This window comes from Rhodococcus sp. 27YEA6 (assembly GCF_044908235.1).
Taxonomy (GTDB): Bacteria; Actinomycetota; Actinomycetes; order Mycobacteriales; family Mycobacteriaceae; genus Rhodococcus_F; species Rhodococcus_F qingshengii.
Genome location: NZ_JBIYCY010000020.1, coordinates 1 through 25,562, shown reverse-complemented (window position 1 = coordinate 25,562; position 25,562 = coordinate 1). Strand labels below are relative to the sequence as shown.

The 25,562-nt window shown below is 60.9% G+C and carries 30 protein-coding genes and 1 riboswitch; of the genes, 11 read left to right on the top strand and 19 right to left on the bottom strand.

What is annotated here, in order from left to right; genetic code table 11:
- Positions 1 to 5 precede the first annotated feature (5 nt).
- Complete coding sequence (locus tag ABH939_RS29750) at positions 6 to 479, top strand: MarR family winged helix-turn-helix transcriptional regulator (protein WP_404650593.1); 474 nt, start codon at positions 6 to 8, stop codon at positions 477 to 479.
- A 124-nt stretch (positions 480 to 603) separates the two neighbouring features.
- Here the strand turns inward: ABH939_RS29750 and ABH939_RS29745 are convergent, their stop codons facing one another.
- The 3 genes from ABH939_RS29745 to ABH939_RS29735 form a co-directional block, all read right to left on the bottom strand.
- Positions 604 to 1,218, bottom strand: a complete 615-nt coding sequence (locus ABH939_RS29745) for a hypothetical protein (protein ID WP_064074092.1) — start codon at positions 1,216 to 1,218, stop codon at positions 604 to 606.
- A 49-nt stretch (positions 1,219 to 1,267) separates the two neighbouring features.
- Positions 1,268 to 2,056 carry a hypothetical protein gene (locus ABH939_RS29740; RefSeq protein WP_021333197.1) on the bottom strand — a complete coding sequence of 263 codons (789 nt, stop codon included), beginning with the start codon at positions 2,054 to 2,056 and terminating at the stop codon, positions 1,268 to 1,270.
- 70 nt (positions 2,057 to 2,126) lie between these two features.
- Complete coding sequence (locus tag ABH939_RS29735) at positions 2,127 to 2,999, bottom strand: hypothetical protein (RefSeq protein WP_007734676.1); 873 nt, start codon at positions 2,997 to 2,999, stop codon at positions 2,127 to 2,129.
- A 369-nt stretch (positions 3,000 to 3,368) separates the two neighbouring features.
- Here ABH939_RS29735 and ABH939_RS29730 point away from each other — a divergent pair, with 369 nt between their 5' ends.
- Complete coding sequence (locus ABH939_RS29730; protein ID WP_404650602.1) at positions 3,369 to 4,745, top strand: wax ester/triacylglycerol synthase family O-acyltransferase; 1,377 nt, start codon at positions 3,369 to 3,371, stop codon at positions 4,743 to 4,745.
- 15 nt (positions 4,746 to 4,760) lie between these two features.
- Here ABH939_RS29730 and ABH939_RS29725 read toward each other — a convergent pair whose 3' ends face one another.
- From ABH939_RS29725 to ABH939_RS29700, 6 genes are all read right to left on the bottom strand, one after another.
- The gene (locus ABH939_RS29725; RefSeq protein ID WP_404650592.1) at positions 4,761 to 5,972 is read right to left on the bottom strand and encodes a serine hydrolase domain-containing protein; all 1,212 of its coding nucleotides are present in this window, start codon (positions 5,970 to 5,972) and stop codon (positions 4,761 to 4,763) included.
- A gap of 74 nt (positions 5,973 to 6,046) precedes the next feature.
- Positions 6,047 to 7,372, bottom strand: coding sequence for an MFS transporter (locus ABH939_RS29720; RefSeq protein WP_083058333.1), 1,326 nt, complete (start codon positions 7,370 to 7,372; stop codon positions 6,047 to 6,049).
- Between the two features lie 132 nt (positions 7,373 to 7,504).
- Positions 7,505 to 7,819 (bottom strand): DUF202 domain-containing protein, encoded by a 315-nt coding sequence (locus ABH939_RS29715; protein ID WP_404650591.1) that lies wholly within the window; start codon positions 7,817 to 7,819, stop codon positions 7,505 to 7,507.
- Positions 7,816 to 8,187: a YidH family protein gene (locus ABH939_RS29710; protein WP_081557457.1), complete on the bottom strand. Its 372-nt coding sequence runs from the start codon at positions 8,185 to 8,187 to the stop codon at positions 7,816 to 7,818. The genes ABH939_RS29715 and ABH939_RS29710 overlap by 4 nt, the downstream gene beginning before the upstream one ends.
- Positions 8,188 to 8,246: 59 nt before the next feature.
- Positions 8,247 to 9,431, bottom strand: a complete 1,185-nt coding sequence (locus ABH939_RS29705) for an acyl-CoA dehydrogenase family protein (protein ID WP_063314921.1) — start codon at positions 9,429 to 9,431, stop codon at positions 8,247 to 8,249.
- 12 nt (positions 9,432 to 9,443) lie between these two features.
- Entirely contained in the window at positions 9,444 to 11,000 is a 1,557-nt protein-coding gene (locus ABH939_RS29700; RefSeq protein ID WP_404650590.1) for a long-chain fatty acid--CoA ligase, read from the bottom strand.
- A 115-nt stretch (positions 11,001 to 11,115) separates the two neighbouring features.
- On the opposite strand from ABH939_RS29700, the gene ABH939_RS29695 reads away from it, so the two are divergent.
- Positions 11,116 to 11,724, top strand: a complete 609-nt coding sequence (locus ABH939_RS29695; protein ID WP_007734687.1) for a TetR/AcrR family transcriptional regulator — start codon at positions 11,116 to 11,118, stop codon at positions 11,722 to 11,724.
- Here ABH939_RS29695 and ABH939_RS29690 read toward each other — a convergent pair.
- The 7 genes from ABH939_RS29690 to ABH939_RS29660 all read right to left on the bottom strand — a co-directional run bounded on the left by ABH939_RS29690 (position 11,682) and on the right by ABH939_RS29660 (position 18,620).
- The gene (locus ABH939_RS29690; protein ID WP_063314920.1) at positions 11,682 to 12,884 is read right to left on the bottom strand and encodes a CaiB/BaiF CoA-transferase family protein; all 1,203 of its coding nucleotides are present in this window, start codon (positions 12,882 to 12,884) and stop codon (positions 11,682 to 11,684) included. The two genes, ABH939_RS29695 and ABH939_RS29690, sit on opposite strands and share 43 nt — an antisense overlap.
- Before the next feature lie 138 nt (positions 12,885 to 13,022).
- Entirely contained in the window at positions 13,023 to 13,883 is an 861-nt protein-coding gene (locus tag ABH939_RS29685) for a hypothetical protein (protein WP_165639142.1), read from the bottom strand.
- A gap of 25 nt (positions 13,884 to 13,908) precedes the next feature.
- Positions 13,909 to 14,682, bottom strand: a complete 774-nt coding sequence (locus ABH939_RS29680) for an ABC transporter ATP-binding protein (protein WP_209448384.1) — start codon at positions 14,680 to 14,682, stop codon at positions 13,909 to 13,911.
- Complete coding sequence (locus ABH939_RS29675; protein WP_042452436.1) at positions 14,679 to 15,719, bottom strand: iron ABC transporter permease; 1,041 nt, start codon at positions 15,717 to 15,719, stop codon at positions 14,679 to 14,681. Before ABH939_RS29675 ends, ABH939_RS29680 begins: the two co-directional genes overlap by 4 nt.
- Complete coding sequence (locus ABH939_RS29670; protein WP_064074085.1) at positions 15,716 to 16,468, bottom strand: trans-aconitate 2-methyltransferase; 753 nt, start codon at positions 16,466 to 16,468, stop codon at positions 15,716 to 15,718. The genes ABH939_RS29675 and ABH939_RS29670 overlap by 4 nt, the downstream gene beginning before the upstream one ends.
- The gene (locus tag ABH939_RS29665) at positions 16,469 to 17,482 is read right to left on the bottom strand and encodes an ABC transporter substrate-binding protein (RefSeq protein WP_209448385.1); all 1,014 of its coding nucleotides are present in this window, start codon (positions 17,480 to 17,482) and stop codon (positions 16,469 to 16,471) included.
- 57 nt (positions 17,483 to 17,539) lie between these two features.
- Positions 17,540 to 17,721, bottom strand: a riboswitch (cobalamin riboswitch).
- A gap of 41 nt (positions 17,722 to 17,762) precedes the next feature.
- Complete coding sequence (locus ABH939_RS29660; protein ID WP_003945614.1) at positions 17,763 to 18,620, bottom strand: siderophore-interacting protein; 858 nt, start codon at positions 18,618 to 18,620, stop codon at positions 17,763 to 17,765.
- Between the two features lie 156 nt (positions 18,621 to 18,776).
- Between ABH939_RS29660 and ABH939_RS29655 the strand changes: the two genes are divergently transcribed.
- Positions 18,777 to 18,935, top strand: a complete 159-nt coding sequence (locus tag ABH939_RS29655) for a hypothetical protein (protein WP_155419158.1) — start codon at positions 18,777 to 18,779, stop codon at positions 18,933 to 18,935.
- A gap of 166 nt (positions 18,936 to 19,101) precedes the next feature.
- Positions 19,102 to 19,893: an SDR family NAD(P)-dependent oxidoreductase gene (locus tag ABH939_RS29650; protein ID WP_404650589.1), complete on the top strand. Its 792-nt coding sequence runs from the start codon at positions 19,102 to 19,104 to the stop codon at positions 19,891 to 19,893.
- Positions 19,894 to 19,943: 50 nt separating this feature from the next.
- On the opposite strand, the gene ABH939_RS29645 is transcribed toward ABH939_RS29650, so the two are convergent.
- Positions 19,944 to 21,299 (bottom strand): DUF1254 domain-containing protein, encoded by a 1,356-nt coding sequence (locus tag ABH939_RS29645; protein ID WP_209448387.1) that lies wholly within the window; start codon positions 21,297 to 21,299, stop codon positions 19,944 to 19,946.
- Positions 21,300 to 21,400: 101 nt separating this feature from the next.
- On the opposite strand from ABH939_RS29645, the gene ABH939_RS29640 reads away from it, so the two are divergent.
- From ABH939_RS29640 to ABH939_RS29625, 4 genes are all read left to right on the top strand, one after another.
- Positions 21,401 to 21,802: a nuclear transport factor 2 family protein gene (locus ABH939_RS29640; protein WP_007734703.1), complete on the top strand. Its 402-nt coding sequence runs from the start codon at positions 21,401 to 21,403 to the stop codon at positions 21,800 to 21,802.
- Positions 21,803 to 21,966: 164 nt separating this feature from the next.
- The gene (locus ABH939_RS29635; protein ID WP_003945564.1) at positions 21,967 to 22,122 is read left to right on the top strand and encodes a DUF6131 family protein; all 156 of its coding nucleotides are present in this window, start codon (positions 21,967 to 21,969) and stop codon (positions 22,120 to 22,122) included.
- Between the two features lie 135 nt (positions 22,123 to 22,257).
- A complete protein-coding gene (locus tag ABH939_RS29630; protein ID WP_003945539.1) occupies positions 22,258 to 22,734 on the top strand; it encodes a hypothetical protein in 477 nt (158 codons plus the stop codon).
- Positions 22,735 to 22,798: 64 nt separating this feature from the next.
- Entirely contained in the window at positions 22,799 to 23,956 is a 1,158-nt protein-coding gene (locus tag ABH939_RS29625) for an AI-2E family transporter (protein ID WP_042453495.1), read from the top strand.
- A 7-nt stretch (positions 23,957 to 23,963) separates the two neighbouring features.
- Here ABH939_RS29625 and ABH939_RS29620 read toward each other — a convergent pair whose 3' ends face one another.
- Complete coding sequence (locus ABH939_RS29620) at positions 23,964 to 24,179, bottom strand: hypothetical protein (RefSeq protein ID WP_003945874.1); 216 nt, start codon at positions 24,177 to 24,179, stop codon at positions 23,964 to 23,966.
- A 187-nt stretch (positions 24,180 to 24,366) separates the two neighbouring features.
- Between ABH939_RS29620 and ABH939_RS29615 the strand changes: the two genes are divergently transcribed.
- On the top strand, positions 24,367 to 24,636 hold the full coding sequence (locus tag ABH939_RS29615; protein ID WP_003945929.1) for a DUF4235 domain-containing protein: 270 nt from the start codon (positions 24,367 to 24,369) through the stop codon (positions 24,634 to 24,636).
- Positions 24,637 to 24,658: 22 nt separating this feature from the next.
- On the opposite strand, the gene ABH939_RS29610 is transcribed toward ABH939_RS29615, so the two are convergent.
- Positions 24,659 to 25,066 (bottom strand): RidA family protein, encoded by a 408-nt coding sequence (locus ABH939_RS29610; RefSeq protein ID WP_019747226.1) that lies wholly within the window; start codon positions 25,064 to 25,066, stop codon positions 24,659 to 24,661.
- 111 nt (positions 25,067 to 25,177) lie between these two features.
- Between ABH939_RS29610 and ABH939_RS29605 the strand changes: the two genes are divergently transcribed.
- Positions 25,178 to 25,393, top strand: a complete 216-nt coding sequence (locus tag ABH939_RS29605) for a BldC family transcriptional regulator (RefSeq protein ID WP_003945782.1) — start codon at positions 25,178 to 25,180, stop codon at positions 25,391 to 25,393.
- Positions 25,394 to 25,562: the final 169 nt, after the last annotated feature.

Sequence of the window (25,562 nt, the reverse complement as noted above, 5' to 3'; positions counted from 1 at the left end):
TAGCCATGTATTCTATTTGTATGCAAGATCGAGAAACACGGACGACAGGGTCGCTGGTGTGGCACCTTGGCTTGCGCTGGCGGGCGGGGGTTGACCGAGCGATCGCGCACCTGGGGTTGACTCACGCCCAGTATTCAGTGCTCGCGTCTCTGCATGGTCTGGTGAGTGCGGGGGAGAGGCCGAGTCAGCGAGAACTCTCAGTGCACACAGGATTGCAGCGAATCTACATATCCAAGCTCGTGCGAGCGTTGGAGAAGAGCGGGTTTGTTGTCAGTGAACGCGATAGTCGCGATGCGCGAGCCGTTCGCCTCGATCTCAGTGACGAGGGCAAACGAGTCATAGAGCTCGCTAAAGACATTGTCCGCCAATTGGATGCAAAGAATACGGAAGTGCTGACGAAAACCGGAGGGCGGGAACTCGCCGAGCTCCACCGCGCCCTTGGCGCGTTACTCGACGCCACCGAAGCAGGAGATGGATAACGCGCCGGTCCGCTTCGTGGCGTAACCGAAGGCGATCGTGTGCGGACCCGGTCCACAGGACGTTCGTTGGGGGAGCGACGGAAGCGTCGATCCCCCAACGAGCCTATTGTCTAGCTGTCGATCGTTACGGCGTCACGTTGATCGGCGAGGCCGACGCGAACTGCAGTGTGCCGGACATGGTTGCCGTGCCAGTGGCTGCGGCGGGGCAGACGGGCCCGGTGCCGGTACGCGTGTAGTTCACAGTGCCGGTGTTGCTGGCCACGACGCGCTGGTTGGGAATATCGAATGGCAGCGGTCCGACAGTGCTGGCCCCGACGGTGACTGTGCACGTGGATCCGGGCATCGTCACGACTGCGCCTCCTGCAGGAATGACCAGGGATCCCTGAGCCGATCCGGTGTCTGCCGAGACGTTCAATAGCCACGAGCCGGAGGTGGTGACCACAGCGGGTAGGCCGTTAGCCTTGCACCCGGTCAGGCTGGGGGTGCCGATATTGACGTTGACTCCGCCGGTGCCGGTGTTGGAATTACCCGGCGCGGATGGGATGGTCCCGGAGCCCGTCGTACTGGAGCAGGTAAGTGTGATCGTTCCTGTCTTGATACTGAGATTGCTGCTCGAAGCAGTCACGGTTTGACCCGCTGGAGTGACGACGGTCGAAGCCAGAGCGGTGCCGGCTGCGACTGCAATCGCGGCTGCGGCGGCAGCTGTGACGATGGTGGTGCGGCGAACTGCATGGGACATCGATATCTCCTTGTTGTCGGTGATACTTCGTGAGTCGCCGGTGCTTGCTCTACTGCGTCCGCAGGCTGTCGGCGCCGATGTTGAACACATCGCTTGTGGTGGTCAACGAGTTGTGACCACTCGAAGACGGAACGTTGGCGCGAAGATTGACTGCCCAATTCAATGCGCCGAACAGTCCACATCCAGATGCGCCCGGTACCGCGAACGTCTGGTCGGCGTGCGTCACGTTTCTGACGGCGGCGGTATCCGGAAATCCTGGAACTTCTTCCAGGACACCATTCTCGGACACTCCGAGTTTGAACATGATCGGGTTGCTCGCAGAACCCAGATAGCAGTTGCCGCCCAGCAAGGGGTTGGAGATCTTCAATCTTGCCGGAAGTGTGACACCGAGTTGGAATGCGTCGACTGTTGGCAACGCGACCGGTTCGACTGTTGCCTTGATGGTGGTCAAGCCGCCGGGGAACGGTATACCGAGCCCGAAGATTCCTCCTGGTACCTCGATGGGGCTGGAATAGACGCCTTTGGTGCCGTCAGTGGGAGGAATGAAGATCTGGTCGAACCCGAATTCTGCGTCGGGGTTCTCGCGATAGGCGACACCGCCGGCGATATTCAACGAGCCGGAAGGAATCGGTACTTTGAGCCCGTTGATGTTCATTTCGCCGCCTTTGACGACGACGTCGACACAGGTGCTTGTCTCCGGATTGGCTATCGGGCATTTTCCCCAGCCCCCGAACGGCGCATTGGGCAGCGGGGCCGCCGTCGCGGTTGACACCGCCCCGAGAGTGAGGACTCCCGCTGCGACGACAGCGAGCGCGGCTCTGAATCGTATTGTGCGCATGGACAAGTGAACTCCGTTTCGAGGTGGCAATCTGTCGTCGATGACGGTTCTGTGGCAGTGGGTTGGATTGCTAGTTGGCACTACGTTCGGCAACGACGGCAGCGGGTTCGGGTGAGCCGGCCGGCTGGGGCCTGAGGCTGTCGGCACCGATGTTGTAGACGTCACTCGTCGTGGCGAGGGAGTTGGACGTGGTGGACGAGGGAAGCCCGGCGCGCCAGTTGACGATTGGATTCAGAACGCCGAACGGGCCACACCCGGAAGCTGTCGGGACCGCGAAGGGCTGTCCGGTGTGCCCGGTGTTTCGAACGACGGCAGTATCCGGGAAACCTGGAACCTCTTCGAGGACACCGTATTCGGTCACATCCAAGTTGAGTTGGACGGGGTTGTTGTCCGAGCCCAGGTAGCATTTGCCGCCGAGGAGAGGGTTCGCGATCTTCAATTTGACGGGTAGCTTCACACCAAGCTGAAATGCATCCACGGTGGGGAGTGCAGACGTCGACTCTACGGTGGCCGAAGCCTTGTTCAGTCCGAAGAGATTGTTGAATGGCAGGTCGATTCCGAGTGCGCCCCCGGGGATGTCGATGGGTTTGGCGTAGATCCCCCGACTGTTGTCGTTCGGCGGGATGAATACTTGGTCGAATCCGAATTCAGCCTCTGGATTCTCCCGGTATGCAACTCCGCCTGCGATGCGCATCGCCCCGGCGGGAATGCTGACGGAAAGCTTGCCGATCTTCATGTTTCCGCCGGTGACCGTGACGTCCATACAGGTGCTGGTCTCGGGATTGTCGATCGGACATGAATCCCAACCGCCGAAGGGGATCTCCGCTGCCGGGGCGGCTCCTGCAATGCTTGCTGACAAGCTTCCCACCGCAGCGGCGGTGGCGAACACAGTTGCGGTGGCGAGTGCGCCGAAAAGCCCACGCGACGTCGAACGTCGGGACATGTATTTCTCCTTTGGGTACAACCGACCAGTCGGGATTGTGATGATGAGTGACGGTAGTCACGTGTGACTTGGATGTACAGACAATTTGAAACAATTCCGACAAAAGTATTACTGCGATCGCCTCCGCTACTACTTGTGGCTGTGAGGATTGAAATTTGTTGCAGTGCTCTGTGTCTCGTCATTCACCCACGAATCGCTGTGAGGTGCTTCGACCCGAAAAGGCGTTCGTCGACGGGAATATCGGACTCCTGTCGAAATCGAGGGGGCAATGTTTTGTCGGAGTCGCCAATGAGGGAAGTCAGGGCGAGTAACTTTGTCGAACAGCGGCTGATCGGTACTCCGGGCAGCTGCCCGAGAGAACGGATCGCAATGACGCTGATGCTGCCGCTCGACTCGATGTTCCTTCTGATGGAGTCACGGGAGCATCCCATGCACGTCGGTGGCCTGTCGCTTTTCGTTCCGCCGGAAGGGGACGACGGCGAATTCGCCAGGTCGCTCTACCGTTCGCTGACCGACGTCGACTCGATTCGGCCCCTCTTCCGTCGCAAGCCGGTGCAGTTCTTGTCGAACTTCGCGCCGGTGCGTTGGACGGAGGACGAGGACGTCGATCTCGAATATCACGTCCGGTTGCTCGCGCTGCCCAAGCCGGGGCGAGTCCGCGAGTTGCTCGAGCTGACCTCCATGCTCCACGGCACGCTGCTCGATCGGCATCGGCCGCTGTGGGAGGCGTACGTGATCGAAGGTCTCGCCGACGGCCGAGTTGCCGTGTACATGAAGACGCACCACGCGCTCATGGATGGTGTGTCTGCTGTTCAGGCGTGGTACCGCAGCCTCTCGTCGGACCCGCTCGATCGAGAATCGATGCCTCCGTGGGCGCAGCGACCTTCTTCGGGGCGGGTTCGTGCCGGTCGCGGGCTGGACCTGCAGAGGCGGGTGGGCTCCGTGATCGAGACTGTGCAAGATGTGGTCGGGGTCGGCCCTGCGATAGTGAACGCCGCTGCCTCGGCAGTGAAGGACCACGTCGCACCGTTGCCGTTTGCTGCCCCGAAATCTATCTTCAACGTCCCGATCACCGGAGCGAGGCGTGTCGCCGCGCAGTCGTGGCCGATCGAGCGCCTGCGCAAGGTCAGCTGCGTTGCAGACGTGACGCTCAACGATGCGGTGTTGGCAATGTGCGCGGGTGCGCTACGGCGATACCTGATCGAACTGGACGAGTTGCCGGACAAACCGTTGATCGCGATGGTGCCGGTATCCCTTCGCAAAGGTGAAGAGGGTGAGGCTTCCGGCAATGCCGTAGGTGCGGTGTTGTGTGATCTGGCAACCGAATTGGCAGATCCGGCGGCCCGACTTCAGAGAGTTCACGACTCGATGAGTAGCGCCAAGTCTCTGATGTCGGGCCTGACGCCCCTGCAGATCACGGCGCTCAGTGCATTGAACGTCGCGGGTCTCGGGCTGCCGCTGATCCCTGGTTCATCCCGACTGATCACTGGGCGTCCAGTCTTCAATCTGGTGATTTCCAACGTCCCCGGCCCGACAACGACGCGCTATTGGAATGGCGCGAAGCTCGAGAGCTGTTACCCGGCATCGATTCCGTTGGACGGGCAGGCGATGAACATCACCGTCATCGGCTACGCGGCCACCATGCAGTTCGGGCTCGTCGGCTGCCGCCGCAATGTTCCGCACTTGCAGCGGCTCCTCGGCCATCTCGAGGAATCCTTGAGTGAGCTCGAAGCCGCCGCAGGTTGAATGCGTGAGGAAACCTCAGCTGACGGGGACCGCTCCGCGAGCGTTCGATACCAAGTGAGTGCCGATCTGAAGGAACGCGGGTACGAAGTTCGGGGTGTCGATTGCAGGCGAAAGGATGTGGGCTCCGAAATGCGCGACCACAAACTCCAGGTCGCGTGAGATCAAGAGCCTCTGGCCATGGATTCCGCTTGCCATGAACGATCCGAACGGATCATTGAGGATCCACCAGTAGTCGTGGTAGCTCATCGTCGCGGGGGAATCGACAGGGGCACGCGGGCTTCTGACCTCCGAAGGATAGCCTGCGGGCACTCCCGCGGTCATCGATCGCGCGATGTGCGGTGGGATCACCTGACGATCCTCGACGGCACCGTCACAACGAATCATCTCACCCACTCTGGCCACGTCTCGAAGGGTCGCACTGAATCCGCCCGCCGCCATTTCCGTTCCAGCGGAGTCGACTATGTAGAACGCATCTTCTTCGGCTCCGATTCTTGACCAGACCAGCTCACTGAGTAGTTCGGCGAGTGAAGTTCCGGTCACGCGGCGCAGTATTTCTCCGACAGTCTCGACATTGCCGTTCTCGTAGCGGAATTCGACGCCGGTCGGGCCCGCAGTACGTGCCGTGGCGAGGTGCTCGAGAATGGTCTCCGGGCCGCGGTAATTCATGGGGCGCAGCTTCGGGGCGACTACGGCCCAGAAACGGCTGGCTTCGATGGTGCGATGGAACGGCCGACCGCCGTACGTTACATCAGTGCCCATGTGAAGAAGGTCCTGAATCCGATTGTCTCCGAACGCAGTTCCTGCCAACTCGGGAATGAATTTCGACGCCCGATCGTCGCGGTCGAACAATCCTTGTGCTTCGACCAGTGCAGCCATCAAACCGACGTAGGATTTCGCCATCGATGCATTGAGGTGCGGTTCGTGCGGTTTGCAACCGTGCAAGTAACTCTCGTACACGATGCGCCCCCGATGTAGCACTGCGATACCGTCACTGTGCGCACCCGCGAGGAACTCGGACACCGTCTGCTTCGGCTGATCCGGAAGGTTCAACGTGACACCGGACAGATCCGTGTAGTCGGTCGGGAGGGTCCATTTGGGTCCGTCGCCGCGCCACACACGGCGAGTCGCTACCATCTCTCGTATGGTTGTGGCTTGTTGGCGCACGTCGGCCGGGTCGGTGAATCCGCGCGCCCAGGGGATGTCACCCGTTGCGATGTTTCGTGCCATCTGAGGTCTACTTCCGTCTTGATTGCCGAGTTGGAGTGTTGATTGCCGCGTTCGTAGTTGATGAACTGAATTGCCTAGTGCCGAAGCGCATTCTGTTCATGTAGGGGGTTGGCGGATGGCCCGGAGAGTAGGGCCGCACTGTCGCGGGCGTAGGGGCGATACAGTGCGCCTGAAGCGACCCCGTTGACGGTGGTCAGCACTACGGTGACGATGAAGAGCGCGCCTTGCAATCCGATTCTGTCGCCGAGAGTTCCGACCAAGACAGCGTATCCGGCGTAGGCCAGCGCTTCGACTGTCGAGACGGAGACGGCAAAGGCCAGGGCTCGCAGTTCCGGACGAACTACGGCCATGATAATCGGCCGATTGACCACTGGGACCTGACCTTGAAGGACGCCGACGATCCCGAACAAGACCGCGTAGGCGCCGATGCTGTTCCAGGAAATCTGCGTAGCGATCAGTGCTGCGGCCGCGAATCCGAGTTGGCTGGCCTGAAGCATGATGATGCGGCCGTTTCGGGGTCGTTTGACGTGTACGGCGTCGTTGACTCGTCCGCCGACGAACGTGCCGAGCAGGTACCCGATTGCGAAGGGCGGTGCGATGATCGAAGCAGTTGCGGTCGTGAATCCGTGCTCCTCGACGAGAAATACGATGCTGAAGCTCATGATGACGTTCTGGCCCGAGAATGCGCGTTGTACGAGTAGGTATCGGAATGTCTTGATAGCGAGTAGCTCTCGTATCCCTTCGCGCCAGAATCTTGCTTTGGAGCCGAGATCGTCGGTGGTCGTCTGTGCGGGCGCATCGCCGGATTCAGGATCGTCGAGGAAAAGCATGATAAGCACACCGATGGCGATGCAGATTGCACCGGTGATGATGTATCCGTAGCGCCATCCATCTTCGAAGCGAGACAAAAGCCCGAATATCGGGGCGGTCGCGCCGGTGATGACGGCGACGCCGCCGTATACCAATCCCGTTGCGCGGCCCCTCCGGGCGTCCTCGTACAGATCTCCGAGGATGGACAATGCAATCGAGCCGGCGCCGGCGAAACCTGCGGCGCCGATCGCATAGAGGACGAGAAACTGAGTGAAACTGCCGGAAAATCCGGCCAGGATTACCCAGACACCCCAGAACCCTGAACAGATGGCAAGTACCGACTTACGAGAATATCGTCGGGCAAGGAACGCCCAGGGGATTGCCGTGAAGACCCCGACGGCCTTGGCCACTGCAACGATCGTGCCGAGCGCCGCGGATGACAATCCCATGGCCTCGCGCATGAGAGGGAAGAGCACGGACGTCACGCTGCTTTCGGCGTTGTCCATTGCCGTGGAGCCGGTCAGGAGTGCGAGGTTCTTACCTCGCCGACTGCGTGGAAACTGAGTAGGTGCCGCAAGTTCTGTGGTCATTGTTCCCTCTCGAAAAATGCCGATGATTGCTTGGGCGCGGTGGGCAGCGCTCGGCGGTCGACTGTGCACTGAGTCACAGTGAGCATTAATGGAGACAATATACATAAATAGACATACTGTCTATCTCTTTGTTCAAAGTTGGATGACAGTGCAGGTGCCGAGTCCCGCAACCGTGACGCCTACGGCCAAAGTCGCCATGACAATGAACGGTATTTCTCGAGAATCCTTGTCGTCCAGAGTGAGTCGACGATGACGGATTGTCGTGCCCACGATGACTCCGGCAGTCGTAATGATGAGCGTGGCGAACACTGCGATTCGTAGAACGGACGGATGCAAAGCGATTTCGCGACCGATGATCACTGACACAGTCACAGAGGAGAGGGCAGTTCGTCGCCAGGCGAGCACGGTTCGCTCGGGTTGCAGTCCGGGCGGCTCGTTTTTCGTCACAACACGGTCATCCCTACGCCGAGACCCGCAACGACACACACCCCGCCGACGAGAAGCGCGATCATCGGTGACGTGGGTAAGGGAAGATCACGCCTCATCGCGGTTTGGACGGCCTTCCAGTGTCTGAGCGCGCCGAGCGCTACAGCCGACGCCACGACGGTGCACACGACTCCGAGCATTTTGTACATATTGTTGTCGTTTTCGGATACGTAGAACTGACCGACTGCGACGCCGCCTGCCAACAACCCCAACGCAGTTCGTATCCAAGCCAGAAATGTTCGTTCGTTCGCAAGACTGAATCTGTAGTCCGGTTCGTGATCGATCACGGTGATTGCCTCCGAAATGTCGAGTGCCCGCCAGGCCGTCACGTCGAGCGTATGACGACCTGGCGGGCGCGAAATTGGATACGACTGTCCTTGAATGATCTTCAGGTGGTGAGTAATTGACGCGCGATTCCGTTCTTCTGAATCTCGGAGGAGCCGGTCAGGATTCGGAACATCCTCAACCGCTGGAACAGTGATTCGACCTCCGAACCACGGATGACCCCGGCTTTTCCGTGAATCTGAACTGCGTGGTCGGCGATGGTGAAGGCCTTCTCGGCAACGAACAGCTTGCACATAAATGCTTCGGTACGCGGACTCCCACCGGCATCGAGTGTGGCGAGTGCGTCGTAGGTCATCGAGCGCGCAGCGTAGTAGTCGGTCGCCATGTCGGCGAGTTTGTGTTGGATGGACTGCAACATCGCAAGAGGAGCGCCCTGCACCTGGCGAGTCTTGCTGTACTCCAACGACAATTCCAGTGCTCGGCGGGCTCCGCCGAGGACGGTGGGGCAGTGCAACAACCGGTTGACTGTGACTCGACCGAGTCCGATTCTCAAGCCTTCGCCCACATTTCCGAGAAGCTGTTCCGGCCCCACGTAGCAGCCGTCGAGGATGATGTCCGCTTCGATGTGCTGACCGGACATCGGGACGTCACCGTCCGCCACTGTGCAGCCAGGAGAATCCAAGTCGACCAGGAAGGCCGAGTACGAATCCGGTCCGTCGCCGTCGGATGCCATCTTTGCGATCAGTACCGAAAAGTCGGCGAAGGGGCCCGCGGACGAGAACACCTTGTGGCCGTTCAGGCGCCATCCGGCACCGTCCGGGGTAGCTGTGGTGAGCATGCCGCGAACATCGGAACCTGCGTCGTTCTCGGTGAGAGAAAAGCAGCACGCCTTCTCTCCTCGCAGCACCGGAATCAAGTACTTTTCCAACTGGTGCTCGGTGGCGTATTGAAAGATCGATCCCGCGCGGAGTGGGCCACCCATGTCTCCGAGCACGGACGTCGCGAGGACCCGCGGCGATGCACCGACCTCTTCTTTGAGTGCGGCGAGTTCGGTATAGGTGAGGTTCTGGCCGCCGAGTTCGGTGGGGAGGTGTATTCCGTAGAAGCCGAGTTCGCGGCTGCGTCTCCACACTGGCTCGAGCGTCTCACGGATGTAGTGGGATTCTTGAGTGAGACCCAATTCGGCTTCGTACTCGGCTAGTTCGCCGTCGAGATAGTCGCGTAGACGCTCGACGAGCGATTGAAGTCTTGGATTGTCTTCGTAGGTAGGGGTGAGAGCGAATGACATGTCTATTTCCTGTCAGTTGACGTGACGGTCAGCGGTGGTCCAGTAGGTCGCGCGAATCGCGCGGCGATCGATCTTGCCGTTTCGGTTGACAGGCAACGAATCTGCGAAGTCGACCGAACGTGGCTTCTTCATGCTTGCCAGACGCGTCGAGCAGTGCGCGATCAATTCCATTGCGGTGGTGTCAGTTCCATCTCTGGTCACGACAACAGCCTTGACTGCTTCGCCCCACTTCGGATCGGGAACTCCCACTACGCAGACTTCGGAAACGGCAGGATGTTCGTACAAAGCGGCCTCCACCTCGCTGCAGTAGATGTTGAATCCGCCCGAGATGATCATGTCCTTCTTGCGGTCGACGATGAACAGGTAGCCGTCTTCGCGGAAATAGCCGACATCGCCCGTGTGGACCCAGCCGTTCCTGAACGTCTCAGCCGACAGCTCGGGTTCGTGGAAGTATTCGCGGACACAGTCCGGACCACTGGCTACGATCTCGCCGATCGTGCCGGCCGGGACCTGTACGCCGTTGTCGTCGACCACGCGAACATCGGTGTCGTATGCCGGCCGGCCGCACGAGAGAAGAAGCTCAGGGTCGGATTCGATACCGCGCACCACGTCTTCAGCGGTCAAGACAGTGACGACGCTGGTCGTTTCGCCGAGCCCGTATCCCTGAATGACGATGGGACCGAACACCTTTACCGCGTCGCGCAACCGTTGTGGAGAAACCGGCGCTGCGCCTACGCCGATGCAGCGCAGAGAGCTCAGGTTGACGTCGGTAACCGACGGATGGTCCATCAGCAAGTTGAGCATCGTCGGGACCACCATGGTGGTGGTGATCCGCTCACGTTCGATGGTCTGCAGGAACGTCCTCGTGTCCCATGCCGGCAGGATCACCACTGCGGCGCCCCTGGCGAACATTCCGAGCATAACCATGCCGGAAGCGTGTGTGATCGGGCCGGGGGCGAGGTAGCGATCACCAACAGTCGGCGCGCCTTCGGGGCTCATCAGTCGCTTGCGCATGTTCGCCAAGCGGTTGCCGTGACTCTGGACCGCAGCCTTGAGCTTGCCGGTGGACCCGGATGTGTAGTTGAGGACAGCCGGGGCGTCAATGTCGACGTCCACCTCGACGTTGTCTTCGCTGCCCCTTGTCGTCAGTTCGTGATAACTGTCCGCGCCGGGAGTCGAAGTGCTGTAGTCGATCACCCTGCAGTTCAGCCCTGCGTCGGCGACGACCTTCAGTGCCATCTCGGCATGGGCGGGGTCGACGAAGAGGACACGCACATCGGCGTCGGCGAGGATATGCCCGAGTTCGTCGGCGCCCAGTCGTGCGTTGATCGGCACCCTGACGAATCCTCCCTTGTACAAGGCCATTTCGGTCACTACGAGTTCCCCGCAGTTTCCGGCAAAGGTTCCGATCATGTGTCCGGGCCGTGTCCCGGTCACTGCGAGAGCGGACGCGAGACGGTTTGCGGCCGTATCGAGCTCGCTGTAGGTCCACCGGCCTTCGCCGCAGACAAGGGCTTCGAGATCGGGGTAGTAGCTGGCGCTTCGGGCGAGATAAGTACCGAGGTTCATGGACATCTCCAGAGAAAATCGACATCACGAATGTTAATGGACAGTCTGTCTATATTCGATCGTCCTGTCAATGTTGAACTATGCTTCGTACAACAGTGCGAAGGAAGGGAACCCAATGCCTCCAGAAGACAGACGTGTCCGGCGTACCCGACGATTGCTGCGGGATGCCTTGGTCTCGCTCGTTCTGGAACGGGGATATGCCGGGATCACCGTCGAAGACATCACGGACCGTGCAGATTTGGGTCGGGCGACGTTCTACAGTCACTACACCGACAAAGACGATTTGCTCGGTCAAGTCGTGTCCGATCTGGCCGATGACCTGCAAGAGCGGCTCGGTCCACTCATTCCCGCCTCTTCGATCGGATTCACCGGCAAGCCTGTGCTCGAGATGTTCAGGCATGCCGCTGAGGAACGTGACGTCTACCGTGTGATCCTGCGTGGTGAGGGGGATGGCAAGGCGCTGCGAAAGTTCGTCGAAGACCGCAGCGTCGCCGCTGTGCGGATATTTTCCGCACGGGCAGAAGCGCTCGGGGTTACTCCGCGAATCGACATCGAAGTACTCTCGCGGGCATGGGTGGGTGAACAGATCGCGGTCATGCAGTGGTGGCTCGAGTCCGACCCGCCACCGCTGACGCCGGAAGAAGTCACCGAGATGCTGCTCGAACTTTCGTTGCGGGGACGCTACTGGTCTTCGGGTTTCGACGGCGAATTGAAATCCGAATAGCCGCTGTCACGTCTCGCCGTTGCCGCGGCGGCTTCGTCGAGAACCGACTCGGTGTGCTCGCCCACGTATGGAGTCGGAAGTCGAAAACTGTTCAGTCCCAAGCTGAATTGCGCCGGGAATCTCATCTGGGGCCAGCTTTCTCCGTTTTCGGTCGCGACCTCGCTGAACAGGTTTCGAGCGACGACATGGGGATCGCTCATCAGCTGTCCGGCGTCGGTGAACACCGGCGCCCATGGGGCATTGATCGCAGTCAACGATCTTTCCCACCACTCGTATGTGTGCGTACCGAAGGTGGTGACCAGGAGTTCCCGCAACTCAGCCTTGTGCTGTGTTCGGGTCCATCGATCGTCGTAGCGCAGTGTGTTCAGTGCTGGAAACTCAGCGCTGAATGCTGTGCGGAACTCGATCCAGAACCTGTCTTCGAAAGTGGCAAGTGAAAGCAAGCAACCGTCGGAAGTCTCGAAAATGTCGTTGTCTCCCTGGACGGTCGGTGAATCGGTAGGGTTCTCGATATCGCGGATCATGAGCGCGAAAGGCGCGCACCACGCGGTTGCAGCCTCGGCGAGGGAAATGTCTATGTGTTGTCCGCGTCCGTGCTTGTCCACGCTGGCGAGAGCAACCGAGATGGACAGTGCTGCGTACATCGAACCCACCAGATCACCGGCCCGGATACCAGGGCGAGTGACGACTCCGTCGGTGCACCCGGGAACTGCGAAAAAGCCGGAAAGGCCGAGGAAGTTCAATTCGTGCCCCGGCTTGTCGGCATAGGGTCCGGACTGCCCGTAACCGGTGATCGAACATAATACGATGCGTGGGTTGGCTTTTCGAAGTACGTCGTAGCCGAGTCCCATGCCTGCCAGTACCTGTGGCCGGAACCCCTCGACCACTGCATCTGCAGTCTCGACCAGTCGAAGGAACGTCTCGCGATCGGATTCGAGACGGAGATCGAGCGCGATCGATCGCTTGTTCCTGTTCAACGAGGCCATCCGTTCACCAGCTGCCCGCGTGGGATCAGGTCGCTTCGGGTTCTCGACCTTGACCACGTCGGCGCCCAGATCTGCGAGCAGCGTCGTCGCAAACGGGCCGGGCAGAAGGCGAGAGAGGTCGAGAACGCGCTTGCCGTGTAAGAAACTCCATTCCGACGTGTTGTCACTGTCCATGTTCACACTCCGAAGGCTGTCGAGGCAGTGGCCGATAGCGCCAAACCCTCATCGGCATGGCGTTGTCCGTAGCTGCTGGATCCCAGGATGATCAACCTGATCGATAATTGGCAGACTATCGATTAATGAACAGGATGTCTACGAATTGATTGCGGCGAGGTTTTGTTCTGCTTTGTCGACGCGACGCTCAGCAACACGGAGTTCCTTCTCGGATTCTCGAACCGCAGCGTCACTGGTCTTCTCGGCGTTCCGTGCGAACTGCCGTTGCTGCTCAGCGTGCTCGAGTTCGGTGCGCAGTTCTTCGACGCGCCGTTCGACGTCGGAAAGCGTCGTTCTGGCTTCCTGGAGTTCGGCGGTCTCGGACTTCACCCGGCGGCGGATCTCGTCGGCCTGCGCCGTGGCTTCCTTCAATTCTGCTTTTGCTCTGGCTTGTTCGGCCTTCGGTTCCGGAGTTTTCGACTTCGGAGTCGTCGGCTCTTCAATCGCGGCGTGCTGCGGTGATTTCTCATTCACCACGGCGAGCCCGGCGGGTCCGAAACCGCTGTAACTCGCCGCGGTCACGACCCGTCCGAGTCGAACCTGCGCGGCAGTCTCCTCATCGGCCAGAGCGGCATTGAGGGTCTGCGCGACATCACGTAAAGCATCCTCGCCGACGCTTTTTCCCCGTGAAGCCGCGATATCACCGGATTTGTGGGCGAGACTCCGCACCACCTGCTGCCTCTGTGTCGTCAGCCGTCGCAAGTCCGGGCCCGAGAGATGGCGTTGAGCGTCGCGTAGCGATTCGCCAAGCGCGAGAAGTGCATCCAGATCCTCTGGTGCATCGCGCGAGATGAGATTGACCAACCACCCCACGGTGGTCGGCTTCCGAAGTTTGCCGATTTCCGCGGCCAATGTGCGGTCGTTGTCCTCCCGGGCGGCCTTCACATGATGTGTACGTGCCTCGACGAACTCGCCGGGGTCGAGCCCGTACAGTTCGTTGGCGACATCATCGAGGGTCACGTATCCATATTGGCACTCGGAACGGTTACATGTGGCAAGGCGGAAGGTATCGCACGGTAGGTACTCCGCCGGGACCGTCCAGGCGAACCTCGGCGTCGACCTGGTAGACCTCGGCTATCAGGTCAGCGGTGAGGACCTCGGTCGGGCTTCCGTGGGCAACGATGGATCCCCGGTTCAGCATCACTATCGAATCGCAGAACATGGCGGCCAGATTCAGATCGTGCAATGCCATGATCGTGGTGGTGGGGAGGCGTCGCACGAGCGCGAGCAATTCGAGTTGATGGTTGATGTCCAGGTGATTGGTCGGCTCGTCGAGTAGCAACTCATGAGGTTCCTGAGCGAGGGCGCGCGCGATCTGGACGCGTTGGCGCTCCCCGCCGGACAGGGTGTGCCACGACCGGTCCAGCATGCCGGCGAGGTCGGTGTGTTCGATCGCTGCCCGAACGGCGTCGCGATCGGAATCCGACTGCCCACCCCACAGTCCGCGGTGAGGTGTGCGTCCGAGTTCGACTACCTCCGCGACCGTCAGATCGATCTCGGTGTTGCTGTGCTGATCAACGGTCGCGATCCGACGCGCGATGTCGCGGCGTTTCCAGTCGGACAACGGGGTTCGGTCCAGGGTCACAACACCGGATGTCGGACGATTGTGCCCGGCAAGCAGTTTCAGCAGCGTCGATTTCCCCGAGCCGTTGGGGCCGAGAAGCCCCACCGTACTTCCGGTTGTAGACGAGACGTCGAGGTCGTCGACTATGAGCGCCCCGCCGACCCGCCAACTGACGCCGGTAGCTTCGAGTGTCATGGCCTGGCCTTCCGTCTCCAGAGGATGACGGCAAACGCAGGCACACCGACCAGCGCGGTCACCACACCGGCCGGGAGTTCCTGCGGCGCAATGGCTGTGCGTGCCACAGCGTCGACCCAGACAAGGAAGATGGAGCCGATCAGTGCGGACGCGGGCAGGAGTCGGCGGTGGTTCGAACCGACGAGAGCCCGCGCCGCGTGCGGGAGGACCAGGCCCACGAAGCCGATGGCACCTGCGACGCTCACGATCACCGCGGTCATCAAGGCTGTTGCCAACAACAGGGTCACACGCACCCGCCACACGTTCACCCCCAGCGACGACGCCGCGTCCTCGCCGAAGGCAAAGGCGTCGAGTGCGCGGGAGTGAGTCAGACAGACCACGAGGCCGACTGCGACCACCGCAGCGCAGAGTGCGACGTCGAGCCAGTCGGCGCCGCCGAGTGAGCCCAGGAGCCAGAACATCACGCCGCGGGTCTGCTCGGGATCGGCCGAGGTGATGACGATGAACGAGGTGAGCGCGGAGAACAGTTGGGTCGCGGCGACACCGGCCAGGATCACCCGATCCGGCGTGCCGCCGGCCGCATGGGCGAGCAGCAACACAAGGGCGAAGGAGATCACCGCGCCGATGAAGGCGCCGCTCGACAGGCCGATCACTCCCGACCCGACTCCGAGGATCACGATCAGTACGGCACCGGTCGAGGCGCCGGACGAGATACCGAGGACAAACGGATCGGCCAGCGGATTGCGAAGCAGCGACTGCATGATCGCACCGCACAACCCGAGACCGGCACCGCAGAGCGCGGCGAGCAGGGTACGCGGCAGACGGAGGTCCCAGACGATGCCGTCACGGATAGGGGTGACGTCCGCCGCGGTACCGCCGAGATGGCCGACGACGATCGAAGCCACCTCACCGACCGACAGACCGGCCGGCCCCAACGTGATTGCCACGGCAGCCGATCCGGCCAGCGTGACAACACCGATCATCCACAGCAGGGTGACGGTCGTCGGGTTGTCACGCAGCCGAACTCTTGTCGTCATCTCACGCCGTAGACCACGTAGTCGTCGAACAGCTGCCAGACCGTCCCTGACTCCCGAAAACCTGCTTGCGCGAGCGCCGCCAACTGGAAGTCGACGGCCGTGGGCGCAGTGGCGTCACGTCCGGCGAATCTGCGCTCTCGCTCGTCGGTCATTGGTCCGATGCCGGGAGTTGCCCGCAACTCCTCCCACCAGCTCTCCCACTCGGGAGCACCGGCAGCAAAGGCGGAGCGTTGCGTCTGCTCGTCGTGAGCCTTCGCCCATCGCCCGATGACAGGGAAGCGGCTGTCGAAACGAAAGTGATCACCGTTGAGCAGGACTCCGTCCGGACTCAGCAGTTCGCGGCACTGCCGGTACACCTCGACGAGCTGCTGCGGTTGCAACCAGTGCAGCGCGGTTGTCGACACTATCGCCTGAACCGGCGCAGCCACCGAATTCGGCCAATCGGCTCCCGCCAGATCTGCGTCGATCAGCTGCAGTCGGTCACCGAAACGCGTCGACGACTGGCGGGCGAGCTCCAGCAGCATCGGGTCGTAGTCGATCCCCACAACGCTCGCATGCTCGAACTTCTCGAGAATTCGGGCGCTCAGTGAACCCGGCCCGCAGGCCAGGTCGACAACCGTGAACGGGGTGTGCGCGTGCTGCAATTCGAGAACGTCGAGAATCACGTCGAAGCGCTTCTCACGGTCGGCGATGTATGCCGCCTGCTGGTCGTCCCACTGGCGCACCAGTTCACAGATCTCCGCGGACATCTAGACCACACCCAACTGGCGCAGCCCGTCGGAGAGCTGTTCGATGCCACCGACATTGCGGATCGAGGGATCCATCGTCGTTCCTTCGAGGATGATGTAACGCTTGTTCTTCACTGCGGTGAGCTTGCTGGCGACCGGGTCCGATTCGAGGAACGCGATCTTGTCTGCGGCACTGTCGCCGTCTCCACCGCGGTCGAGATCTGCGAGCACCAGCACGGTCGGGTCTCGATCGAGGACACTCTCCCAACCGATTTCGGGCCAGTACTGCTTGTTGTCGTCGAAGGCGTTCTTCGCACCCACCGCGTCGGTCATGATTCCCGGTGCACCGCAGCACCCGGCGAAGTACGGAGTCTTCGTGGCTGCGTACCACCACGCCAGCGTCACGTTCTCAGCTCCCAGTGCCGCCGTGGCGGTGGCCGCGCGATCCTTCAAATTCTCGGTGAGCTCGACACCTTTGTTCTTGACATCGAACAGTGTTGCCACGTCGTTGATTTCGTCGTACAAGTCGTCGAGCGTGAGGGCCTTGCTCTGCTCGGCATCCTGACCGGTGCACTCGCTGGGTGACTGATATGTCGCGACACCGAGGTCGGTGAACTTGATCCGGTCGGCGATGCCCTCCGAGGTGAACGTGTAGTTGAACGTCGTGTAGACCATGTCCGGTTCGCGTTCGAGGACACTTTCGAACGACGGGAACTCGGTGTCGAACGCCTGGACCTGACCACGCGCCTCGCGCAGTTCTGGGAGGACATCGTCATCGCTCATGGCGTACCCGGCCATCCGGTCCTGCACTCCCAGCGCGAACAGCATCTCTGCTGCAGGTTGATTTACCGCGATTGCCCGTTCGATCGGTCGCTCCACCGTGACGTCTCGGCCACAGTTCTGGACTGTCACGCGCGATTGTTCGGAAGAGTTGGATAGTCGGGCAGCACTGTCGTCGGAGGAGCAGGCAACCAACGACGCGCTCAACAGGGCAGCGACGGCGGCGGCGGGTAGGCGAAGTCTGGACAGACGCATGGAATCTCGTTCTCGCAGGGGCTCGTTCGCGGAGCCCGTTACCGTGTGAACAGGCGCCTGTTGACCCCTGCTGCCAGCCGGTATTCGGACTCGAGATCGCCCCACCCGAGCGCCTTCCCAGATTCTCATCCAGTGGCGTAAGCCCGGGCGGTCACCCTCACCGCTGCGCGTCAGTTCCGGATTCACACCGGATTCCCTGACCCCCTGTGTGGAGGTCCGCTGGCACAGAGGAACTTATCACCGCAGTGCACCGCCGGTCAGGTCGGCTGGTGTGAGGCAATCAGATCTCGATGGCCAGGTCGTCGATGTCGGTGAGGGTTCCGCCGTCGGCGAGGATGCGCTCGTAGTTCTCGCGTCGACGGAGGTCGATTTCGGTGTTGCTGACGCCCTCCTTCCAATATCCGAATATCGCGACGTCGTTTTTGTCGAGTCCGACGGTCGATCGAAAGTGCTTCCGGATTGCGCGCATCTCGTTGCGTTCACCGGCGCCCCACACGACGTAGCTCGCGGGATTGGCGAGCTCGCGTGCTCGTACCGCCAGTGGGCCGTCGGGCTCGGCCGGATCTGCGCTCACGCGGTGAAGCTCCAGGCCGGGGAGGGCGGGCAGTTCGGCGAAGGCGACCTCGTCATCTGTTGTGACCCAGCCGATTCCGACGACGTCGGTAGGTAACTGCTCGATGATCGAGTGCAATGCGGGTATTGCGGTGCCGTCCAGAAAAAGTGCGATACGTCGACCAGGAACATCAGGGATCAAGAAGTGTGGCCGCGGACCGGTGAGGCCGAAGGTGTCACCGACGGCCAACGCTGCTGCCCACCTCATCATCGGACTGGTCTGTCCGTGCAGGACCACATCGACGACGATCGATCCGCTCGCTGAATCGTAGGAACGCACCGTGTACACGCGCGAAGCGTCGTCGAAGGCCGGCCCGAGATTCATGCGTACGGTCACATTCGGGCGTGACCAGGTCGGATCGTCGGTCGACTCCGTCAAACGAGCCGTGATCCGCAGCAGGTGATCGCTCGGTCGCTCCATCGCTTCGACGATCGCGAGAACGTCGTTGAGTCCGCGATTGTGGTCAGCGGTCCGTAGGACGGTCGTCGGGGGAGTTGTTGTGCGCGAGGCGTCTGCATGTGTCATCGACTGTGCTCCTGGATCGGGTTTTCGGGATGCCGCCAGGTTAGTGCTGCCTAAGTCGGGCGAGTTGTCCAGAAGTGACATCTGATTACCTGAATGATTCGGGTCTCGAAACGACGCGGTTGAGCGAGTGGTGCCGGCGCTGCTACCGTGCCTGTGATGTCCATACGCCGCTGTTCTCTCGCTTCCGGCCGTGCACTGCGCACGGCCCGATTCGGCGTAGCGACTTTCCGACGTGGGCGTAAGGCGATCGACCGCCGCCCGTCCGGTCTTGTCTGGATCGAAAGAGCCTTGGCCGCACCGGCCGGATCCGTCTGACATTCGCCACTTCGGCGAGCATTGCCTCGCCGAGATTTCGCAGTGCCACACCTGTTGCAGTGCTGCGCATTTCCCGTACCTGAAGTTTCTCGCGGGTGAGTTGTGAGTGTCGGCGCCACCGAGCCTGGAATGCCAGCCAACTCGTTTTCGTGAAAGGTACACAGCAATGAATCGTTTCGAAGGTCGTCGTATTCTCGTCACCGGCGCAGGATCTGGAATCGGGCAGGCCACCGCGCTGCGGTTGCTCGCCGAAGGTGGCCGCGTGGTCGCTGCCGACATCTCCGAGCAGGGTTTGGCGAACACCCGGAAATCGGCAGAACATGCTTCGACGGAGGATCGCCTCGACACCCTCGTCGTCGATATCGGTGACGAGGGTTCCGTCATCAGGGTTGTGGGTCAGGCGATTTCGTCTCTCGGGGGATTGGACGTACTGGTCAACGCCGCCGGGATACTGCGTGGTGGGCACACCCACGAGACCTCGCTGGACCTGTGGAATCAGGTGCTCTCCGTGAATTTGACGGGCACTTTCCTCGTTACCCGCCAGGCACTGCCGGCTCTCCTTGCCACCGGCAACGCAGTCGTGGTGAATTTCAGTTCCACCTCCGCGGCCTTCGCGCACCCGTACATGGCCGCGTATGCCGCAAGTAAGGGAGGAATCCAGTCCTTCACTCACGCACTGGCTCTCGAATACGGCAAGCAGGGTCTGCGTGCCGTCGCGGTGGCTCCGGGCAGTGTGAAGAGCGGGATCACCGACACTACGGCGTCGTACTTGCCGGAAGACACCGACTGGTCGCTCTTCGGCAAGTTGTCACCGATTCTGAGCACTGATCTGGAGTCCGGTGGTGCCCCCATGGCCGGGCCGGAAAGTGTTGCGGGAGTTATCGCGATGTTGGCATCCGACGATGGTGCCTTCATCACGGGCACGGAGATCCGTGTCGACGGCGGCACACACGCCTGATTCTGAGTCCGTCTGACGGCCCGCACAGGCAGGCCGTCAGACGCGAGCCGTCATTCTTGCGAGCGAGTGATGGCGGGGACGACGTAGGACTGATCGAGCACGGCGGGCGAAGGTTCGTACATTCTCAGTACCGGTCGGAAATCCCCGCGCGGTGCGGGCAGCCAGTTTGCCTTCGCCGTGGGATCTTTCGGCTCCTCGTGGCTGATCGTGATCGTCAACGCACCGTCGGCGTCGTGGACGATTCCTGGAGTGCGGTCGCCGATCGAGTATCGGTCGACGGGGTTCGCCACGAGGAAGAAGTCCGGCACCGAGTACATCGTCAGCGACCAGAAGGCGCTCACCGGCGGAGTGGGGTCGAGTCTTATTGTGTAGGTCTGGTTTCCGTTCAACTGCTCGCCCTGATCGTCGACGTAGGTCATGATGTACGCCGCTTCGTAAGGGTGGTTGCCCCACAGCCCGCCCTTGGCAGCCGCGGCGCGTTCGACGATGCGCAACTTGGGATCGGCGATCTTGAATTGTGGATCGTCGATTGTGCCGACCTCGAAGTAGTCGAGGTTGTAGTCGAAGGCGTGGAATGTGAGCTTCCATCCGTTGACTTCGGGGCTGGAGCCTTTGGTGAGGGCCTCGAGCAGGTTCTTCTCACCGATCGTCAATCCGTCAGCCAACGCGGCTGCCTCGTCGGCAGAGAGTGAAGCGGCAGAGTGTGAGCTATAGGGAGAGGCCCCGGGCTCGTCGATTCCGATCGGGGAGAAGGAATCCTGGAGTTCTCGATCGCGTGGGGCCGGCGGAAACGCCTGTGACCAGATGCGGAGTTTCTCGAGGAACAGGAGGTCCTGGCTTACCCCGGGTTCGGGCACTGGGAGACCCGCCGAGTTTCCGGTGGAGTCGACGACGGTCAGTGTGGTGGCGTCCTGCAAGGCGTGCACCGCAGGGAGGTCGTCGTCGCCACCGCATGCCCAGCGGCCCACGATCGACGCAATGTTCGTGGGAAATCTGATCACCGTGGTCTGGTCCGCCGGGGTTCCCGTCCAGGTGGGTGGGACGAGAAGGAAGTCTCCGCTCTTCGTGCCGGTGGCCCGATGCCCGACGTAAGCGAAATTGTTTGTCCAGGCGTCCACGAACTGGAGGACGTAGTAACGGCCATCGGTATCGGGGACGTGCAGCGCAACGGGGCCGACAGAGAGGTCGATCTGCGCCATGGAGTATACGGTGTCGTTGTTGATCGTGACGAAAGTGTCTGCCGGCCCGGCCAGTGTGCGGGCGTGGCTGAAGGTGTTGAAAGGTGCGGCGGGGTTCGCTCCGACACCGTTGTGAACATACCGATGGACCTGGTCGAGATTGAAAACGAGGGGGAATCCGTAGATATACCCCTGAGCTGCAAGCTCGGTGCGACTGGTGTCTGTCATCTCTGCCCTCTCGTCGTGCACGTCGGTTCGAAGTCCACCCTGCGGGAACCCTGCCGTCGGGGCATCACCCGCCGAGGGTGACGACGGTAGAGGGAGAAGACATGTCGGATCAGGAGAGTGCGGCATTGGTCGCTGTCGCAGACGAGTGGAACGTCGCGATGTGCTCGAACGACGCCGAACGGATCGGCGATTTCATGGCAGACGACTGGGTGATCGTCTCGGAATCCGGAGTGTCGACCAAAGCGGAGTTCCTGGGTTTCGTGGCCTCGGGCGACCTGACTCATTCGGCGATGGACCGCGTCGGGAGCGCTCGCGTGCGTTTCTTCGGTGACGTCGCACTGTTCACCACGCGGATCGTCAATACCGCGCACTACGGCGGCAGACAATACGACGCCGACGAGTGGACCACCGACGTGTTCGCGCGGCGAGACGGTCGTTGGTGCTGCGTGTTGAGCCACATCACGCCGGCGGTCGAGGCGAAGATCGAGGACGTGGAACTATGACGTAGAGATAAGAGAAAGGCTGATGTTTTAACGGTGACACTATTGGGTAGTAATACGAGTTTCGCATTTATGAGTGTATTTATCGGATTTATCGATTGTGAAGTTTCTGTAGTAGCGTCAGTTGAGTAGATCATTTTGATACGCATACCGGATGAGGTTCTCACATGATTGTTCTCGGCATTATTCTGGCGTTGATCGGCTTTTTCACGGGGTTGAGCATTCTGACCACCGTCGGCATCATCTTGGTCGTCGTAGGTGCAGTTTTGTCCATCCTCGGTGCTACCGGGCGCGCAGTGGGCGGACGAAAAGTCTGGTATTGATCAATACTGCGCGAGTAGCTGAGAAGGCGGTACCCGATCTCTTCGGAGATCGGGTACCGCTTTTTGTGCTCCAACTGGTTTTCGGTCTCTCTACCCCAAATTATCGATCTGAGCGGCATCGGGTAAACATGAAGGATGCTTTCTCGAGACCATGACGAAGAGAAATCTGCCGAGCGATTCAGATTCCCTCGCAGATGGAATCAGGTTGACGAATCGCGCCGCGGTTTGGTGTTGGCGTGGGTGGCCTTCACGTTGACGTTCGGCGGAGCACGTCTGGTGACGTGGTTGATCCAGATCGACACCAGAGACGTCGGCGACATCAGCGCCGGTGGCACTCATCTGCATCACTATCTATGGGGAATTCTGCTGTTGGCCGGGGTGGCGATCTTCGGACTCGTAGACCGAAGCCCTCGCGCAAGAACATGGATGGGCATCGCGTTGGGCATCGCACTCGGGCTCATCGTCGACGAGGCTGCGTTACTGATCACTCTCGACGACGTCTACTGGCAGAGCGACGGTTGGCCCAGCATCGCCATCGCTGTGTCGATCATCGGAGTGGTAGGAACCGGTCTCGCGCTGACCCGAAGCGGAGCGGAGAAGCCTCGAGGTTGATCCGGCCACGGCACGGGTACTCACTCCCGTGCCGGGAAGTCGCGCGGATCGTGAGGTGGCTTGAATGGATCCCAGTTCCGCGGACACCTCACCGGACTCCGACAGTGAAGTCAAAGCGGCAGATCCGATGGCGGAAGCCGAACGTGAAGCCGCAGCATTGGCGACTCCCGTCCGGCCGCTGGGCGAACCGGGGCCGAGATTCGATCGTCGTTCACCGTTCTTCATCGGTCTGAGCGCGGCGGCCGGTGTTGCCGTGACGTACGCGGTGATCGAAGTGCTCCTGGCGGCGCGAGGCATGCTGATCCTGATCGTGGTCGCGCTGTTTCTCGCGGTGGGCATCGAACCGATGATCGTCTGGCTGGAGCGGAGACATTTCCGGCGCTGGATCGCAGTCACCGTGGTACTCCTCGGAATTGCAGTGATGTTGGCGCTGTTTCTGGTTGCTGCGATCACCCCGCTGGTCGAGCAGGGACGTCAGTTCGCATCACACGCTCCCGAACTTCTGACACACATTCGTGACCGGTATCCGATCGTCAGCGACCTCGACGAGAAGTATCACCTCGAGGAGCACCTCACCACCCAACTGGACGGTTCGGGGTCTGCGCTCGCGACGGGTTTGCTCGGAGCGGGGCGGGCGGTGTTCAGCGCAGTCGCCGACGCTGGAATCGTTGCTGTACTGACGACGTACTTCTTGATCGACTACCCACGAATCCGCACGAATCTGTATCGGCTGGTGCCACATTCGCGGCGGCCACGAGCAATCGCCATCGGTGATCAGATACTGGCAGGTGTGGGTGGGTACGTCCTCGGCAATGTTCTGATCTCCGTGATCACCGCAGTGTGCACCTTCGCGTGGTTGTTGATCTTCGACGTGCCGTATCCGTTGATCCTGGCGCTGCTGGTCGCTCTGCTCGATCTGATCCCGATAGTCGGTTCCACGATCGCAGGGGTTGTCGTCGCCCTGGTCTCCCTGACAGTCTCTGTCCCAACGGCATTGGCGACAGTTGCGTTCTTCATTGCGTTACGTCTGCTCGAGGACTACCTGCTCGTTCCGAAGATCATCGGGAAGACGGTGGCGGTCCCGGCACTGGTGACCGTTGTCGCGGTTCTGTTGGGTGGAGCGTTGCTCGGTATTGTCGGTGCGTTGCTGGCGATTCCGGTCGCTGCGGCCTTGCTGCTGCTTGCAAGGGAGACGCTCTTTCCGCGCCTCGACGCTTCTTGACCGGCTTCTATCGGACGCTTCGCGCGCGACGCCGAGAACCAGGATTCGGCTTGGGGCACATCCGAGTCGGGATGGTTTCTCCCTCGGCGGTGATACGGAATACCGAGACTTTCTCGCTACAACCGTGATTCAGATCGACCGCGTATGCGATTGCGGCGCGATCCGAGACGAAATCTTCCATCACCGTTGTACCGTCCGGTAGTTCGATTCTGTAGTTTTCCATGACTTACACAACCTTCTTTCGCTAAGACGATCCTACCCGGCTCGAGAAGTGGCAAACCCGTGGAACACAACGTGCGACAGTCGTCTTCGTGCCTTGCCGGTGCAATGTTTCGACACCTCGCCTGCTGGGTAGTGAGAGTCGGTCAGCCGCTCAGGCGGTACGTATCGAACCACGGAGGATCCGCGCAATGAGCGCAGTATCGAAAGCGATGTACAAGCCACTCTCACTGGCGACCAGCGTCCTGGGCGGCATCTTGGCCGGCGCTGTCTTCCAGCAGGTGTGGAAGCGCATCGGTGACGACAAGAATGCGCCCGAGCCCAAGGACTTGAGCAGGTCGAGCAAGGAAGTCCTGATCGCCGCAGCCCTGCAGGGAGCCATCTTCGCTGTTGTGCGAGCCGCAGTGGATCGCGCGGGGGCAAAGGGCTACCGGGCCCTTGCTCATGAAGATCCTCGGTAGGAACGCCCGGTTCGGTTCGAGTTCAGTCGACGACGGCCGCGATTGCCTCGATCTCGACCAGTTGATCGTCGTAACCGAGAACGGTCACACCCATCAGAGTGCTCGGGGCGTCGTGATCACCGAACGCGTCGCGGACTACCTCCCACGCCGCAACGAGGTCGGCTTGATTGCTCGACGCCACCAGGACGCGGGTGTTGATCACGTCGGTGATGGACGCGCCCGCGTCCGAGAGAGCTGTTCTCAGGTTGTCGACGGCCTTGGCTGCCTGTCCTGCGTAGTCACCGATGGCGGCAGTAGAGCCGTCCTCGTTCAACGGGCAGGATCCGGCCAGGAAGATCAGTCGGGCCTCGGCGGGAGCCGTTGCTGCATAGGCATATTCAGCCACCGAAGAGAGTGACGTGGAACGGATCAGAGTTACCGACTTCGACATTATTTCCCCAAGGAATAGTAAAGTTTTGCAGCGAGTCTTTCACAGCACGCCAGGGGTTGCCAATTCATCGTCGGACCCATCCATTCAGTCGGCAGCTACGAATGACTGTCAATGAGCCGAGAAGAAGAGCACACAGCACCTGTCGACGAGTGGCTGACGACCAAACAGGTTGCAGCACTGTTCCACGTCGACAGGACCACGGTGTCCAGATGGGCGAGGGAGGGCAAAGTCGGCACTCTGAGAACGCTTGGCGGGCATCGGAGGTACCGGCGATCGGAGATCGAGACGTTGCTGCGTAACCGCTCGACGACGCTCGATCACCAATAACCTCCGGCACGAAACAGACAGGTCGCCGAGCATGATGAGGGCTCGGCGACCTGTCTGGTCAGCAGGAAGTAATTACGCCTTGGGGACGCGGACGATGAGTGCGTCGCCTTGTCCGCCGCCGCCGCAGAGTGCGGCTGCGCCGATGCCGCCGCCGCGGCGTTGCAGTTCG

Coding starts and splice junctions, on each gene's coding strand:
- ABH939_RS29750 (WP_404650593.1), top strand. CDS start 6: ATGTATTCTATTTGTATGCAAGATCGAGAAACACGGACGACAGGGTCG.
- ABH939_RS29745 (WP_064074092.1), bottom strand. CDS start 1,218: ATGTCCCATGCAGTTCGCCGCACCACCATCGTCACAGCTGCCGCCGCA.
- ABH939_RS29740 (WP_021333197.1), bottom strand. CDS start 2,056: ATGCGCACAATACGATTCAGAGCCGCGCTCGCTGTCGTCGCAGCGGGA.
- ABH939_RS29735 (WP_007734676.1), bottom strand. CDS start 2,999: ATGTCCCGACGTTCGACGTCGCGTGGGCTTTTCGGCGCACTCGCCACC.
- ABH939_RS29730 (WP_404650602.1), top strand. CDS start 3,369: ATGACGCTGATGCTGCCGCTCGACTCGATGTTCCTTCTGATGGAGTCA.
- ABH939_RS29725 (WP_404650592.1), bottom strand. CDS start 5,972: ATGGCACGAAACATCGCAACGGGTGACATCCCCTGGGCGCGCGGATTC.
- ABH939_RS29720 (WP_083058333.1), bottom strand. CDS start 7,372: ATGACCACAGAACTTGCGGCACCTACTCAGTTTCCACGCAGTCGGCGA.
- ABH939_RS29705 (WP_063314921.1), bottom strand. CDS start 9,431: ATGTCATTCGCTCTCACCCCTACCTACGAAGACAATCCAAGACTTCAA.
- ABH939_RS29700 (WP_404650590.1), bottom strand. CDS start 11,000: ATGAACCTCGGTACTTATCTCGCCCGAAGCGCCAGCTACTACCCCGAT.
- ABH939_RS29695 (WP_007734687.1), top strand. CDS start 11,116: ATGCCTCCAGAAGACAGACGTGTCCGGCGTACCCGACGATTGCTGCGG.
- ABH939_RS29690 (WP_063314920.1), bottom strand. CDS start 12,884: ATGGACAGTGACAACACGTCGGAATGGAGTTTCTTACACGGCAAGCGC.
- ABH939_RS29680 (WP_209448384.1), bottom strand. CDS start 14,682: ATGACACTCGAAGCTACCGGCGTCAGTTGGCGGGTCGGCGGGGCGCTC.
- ABH939_RS29675 (WP_042452436.1), bottom strand. CDS start 15,719: ATGACGACAAGAGTTCGGCTGCGTGACAACCCGACGACCGTCACCCTG.
- ABH939_RS29670 (WP_064074085.1), bottom strand. CDS start 16,468: ATGTCCGCGGAGATCTGTGAACTGGTGCGCCAGTGGGACGACCAGCAG.
- ABH939_RS29665 (WP_209448385.1), bottom strand. CDS start 17,482: ATGCGTCTGTCCAGACTTCGCCTACCCGCCGCCGCCGTCGCTGCCCTG.
- ABH939_RS29660 (WP_003945614.1), bottom strand. CDS start 18,620: ATGACACATGCAGACGCCTCGCGCACAACAACTCCCCCGACGACCGTC.
- ABH939_RS29655 (WP_155419158.1), top strand. CDS start 18,777: ATGTCCATACGCCGCTGTTCTCTCGCTTCCGGCCGTGCACTGCGCACG.
- ABH939_RS29650 (WP_404650589.1), top strand. CDS start 19,102: ATGAATCGTTTCGAAGGTCGTCGTATTCTCGTCACCGGCGCAGGATCT.
- ABH939_RS29645 (WP_209448387.1), bottom strand. CDS start 21,299: ATGACAGACACCAGTCGCACCGAGCTTGCAGCTCAGGGGTATATCTAC.
- ABH939_RS29640 (WP_007734703.1), top strand. CDS start 21,401: ATGTCGGATCAGGAGAGTGCGGCATTGGTCGCTGTCGCAGACGAGTGG.
- ABH939_RS29635 (WP_003945564.1), top strand. CDS start 21,967: ATGATTGTTCTCGGCATTATTCTGGCGTTGATCGGCTTTTTCACGGGG.
- ABH939_RS29630 (WP_003945539.1), top strand. CDS start 22,258: ATGCTTTCTCGAGACCATGACGAAGAGAAATCTGCCGAGCGATTCAGA.
- ABH939_RS29625 (WP_042453495.1), top strand. CDS start 22,799: ATGGATCCCAGTTCCGCGGACACCTCACCGGACTCCGACAGTGAAGTC.
- ABH939_RS29620 (WP_003945874.1), bottom strand. CDS start 24,179: ATGGAAAACTACAGAATCGAACTACCGGACGGTACAACGGTGATGGAA.
- ABH939_RS29615 (WP_003945929.1), top strand. CDS start 24,367: ATGAGCGCAGTATCGAAAGCGATGTACAAGCCACTCTCACTGGCGACC.
- ABH939_RS29610 (WP_019747226.1), bottom strand. CDS start 25,066: ATGTCGAAGTCGGTAACTCTGATCCGTTCCACGTCACTCTCTTCGGTG.
- ABH939_RS29605 (WP_003945782.1), top strand. CDS start 25,178: ATGAGCCGAGAAGAAGAGCACACAGCACCTGTCGACGAGTGGCTGACG.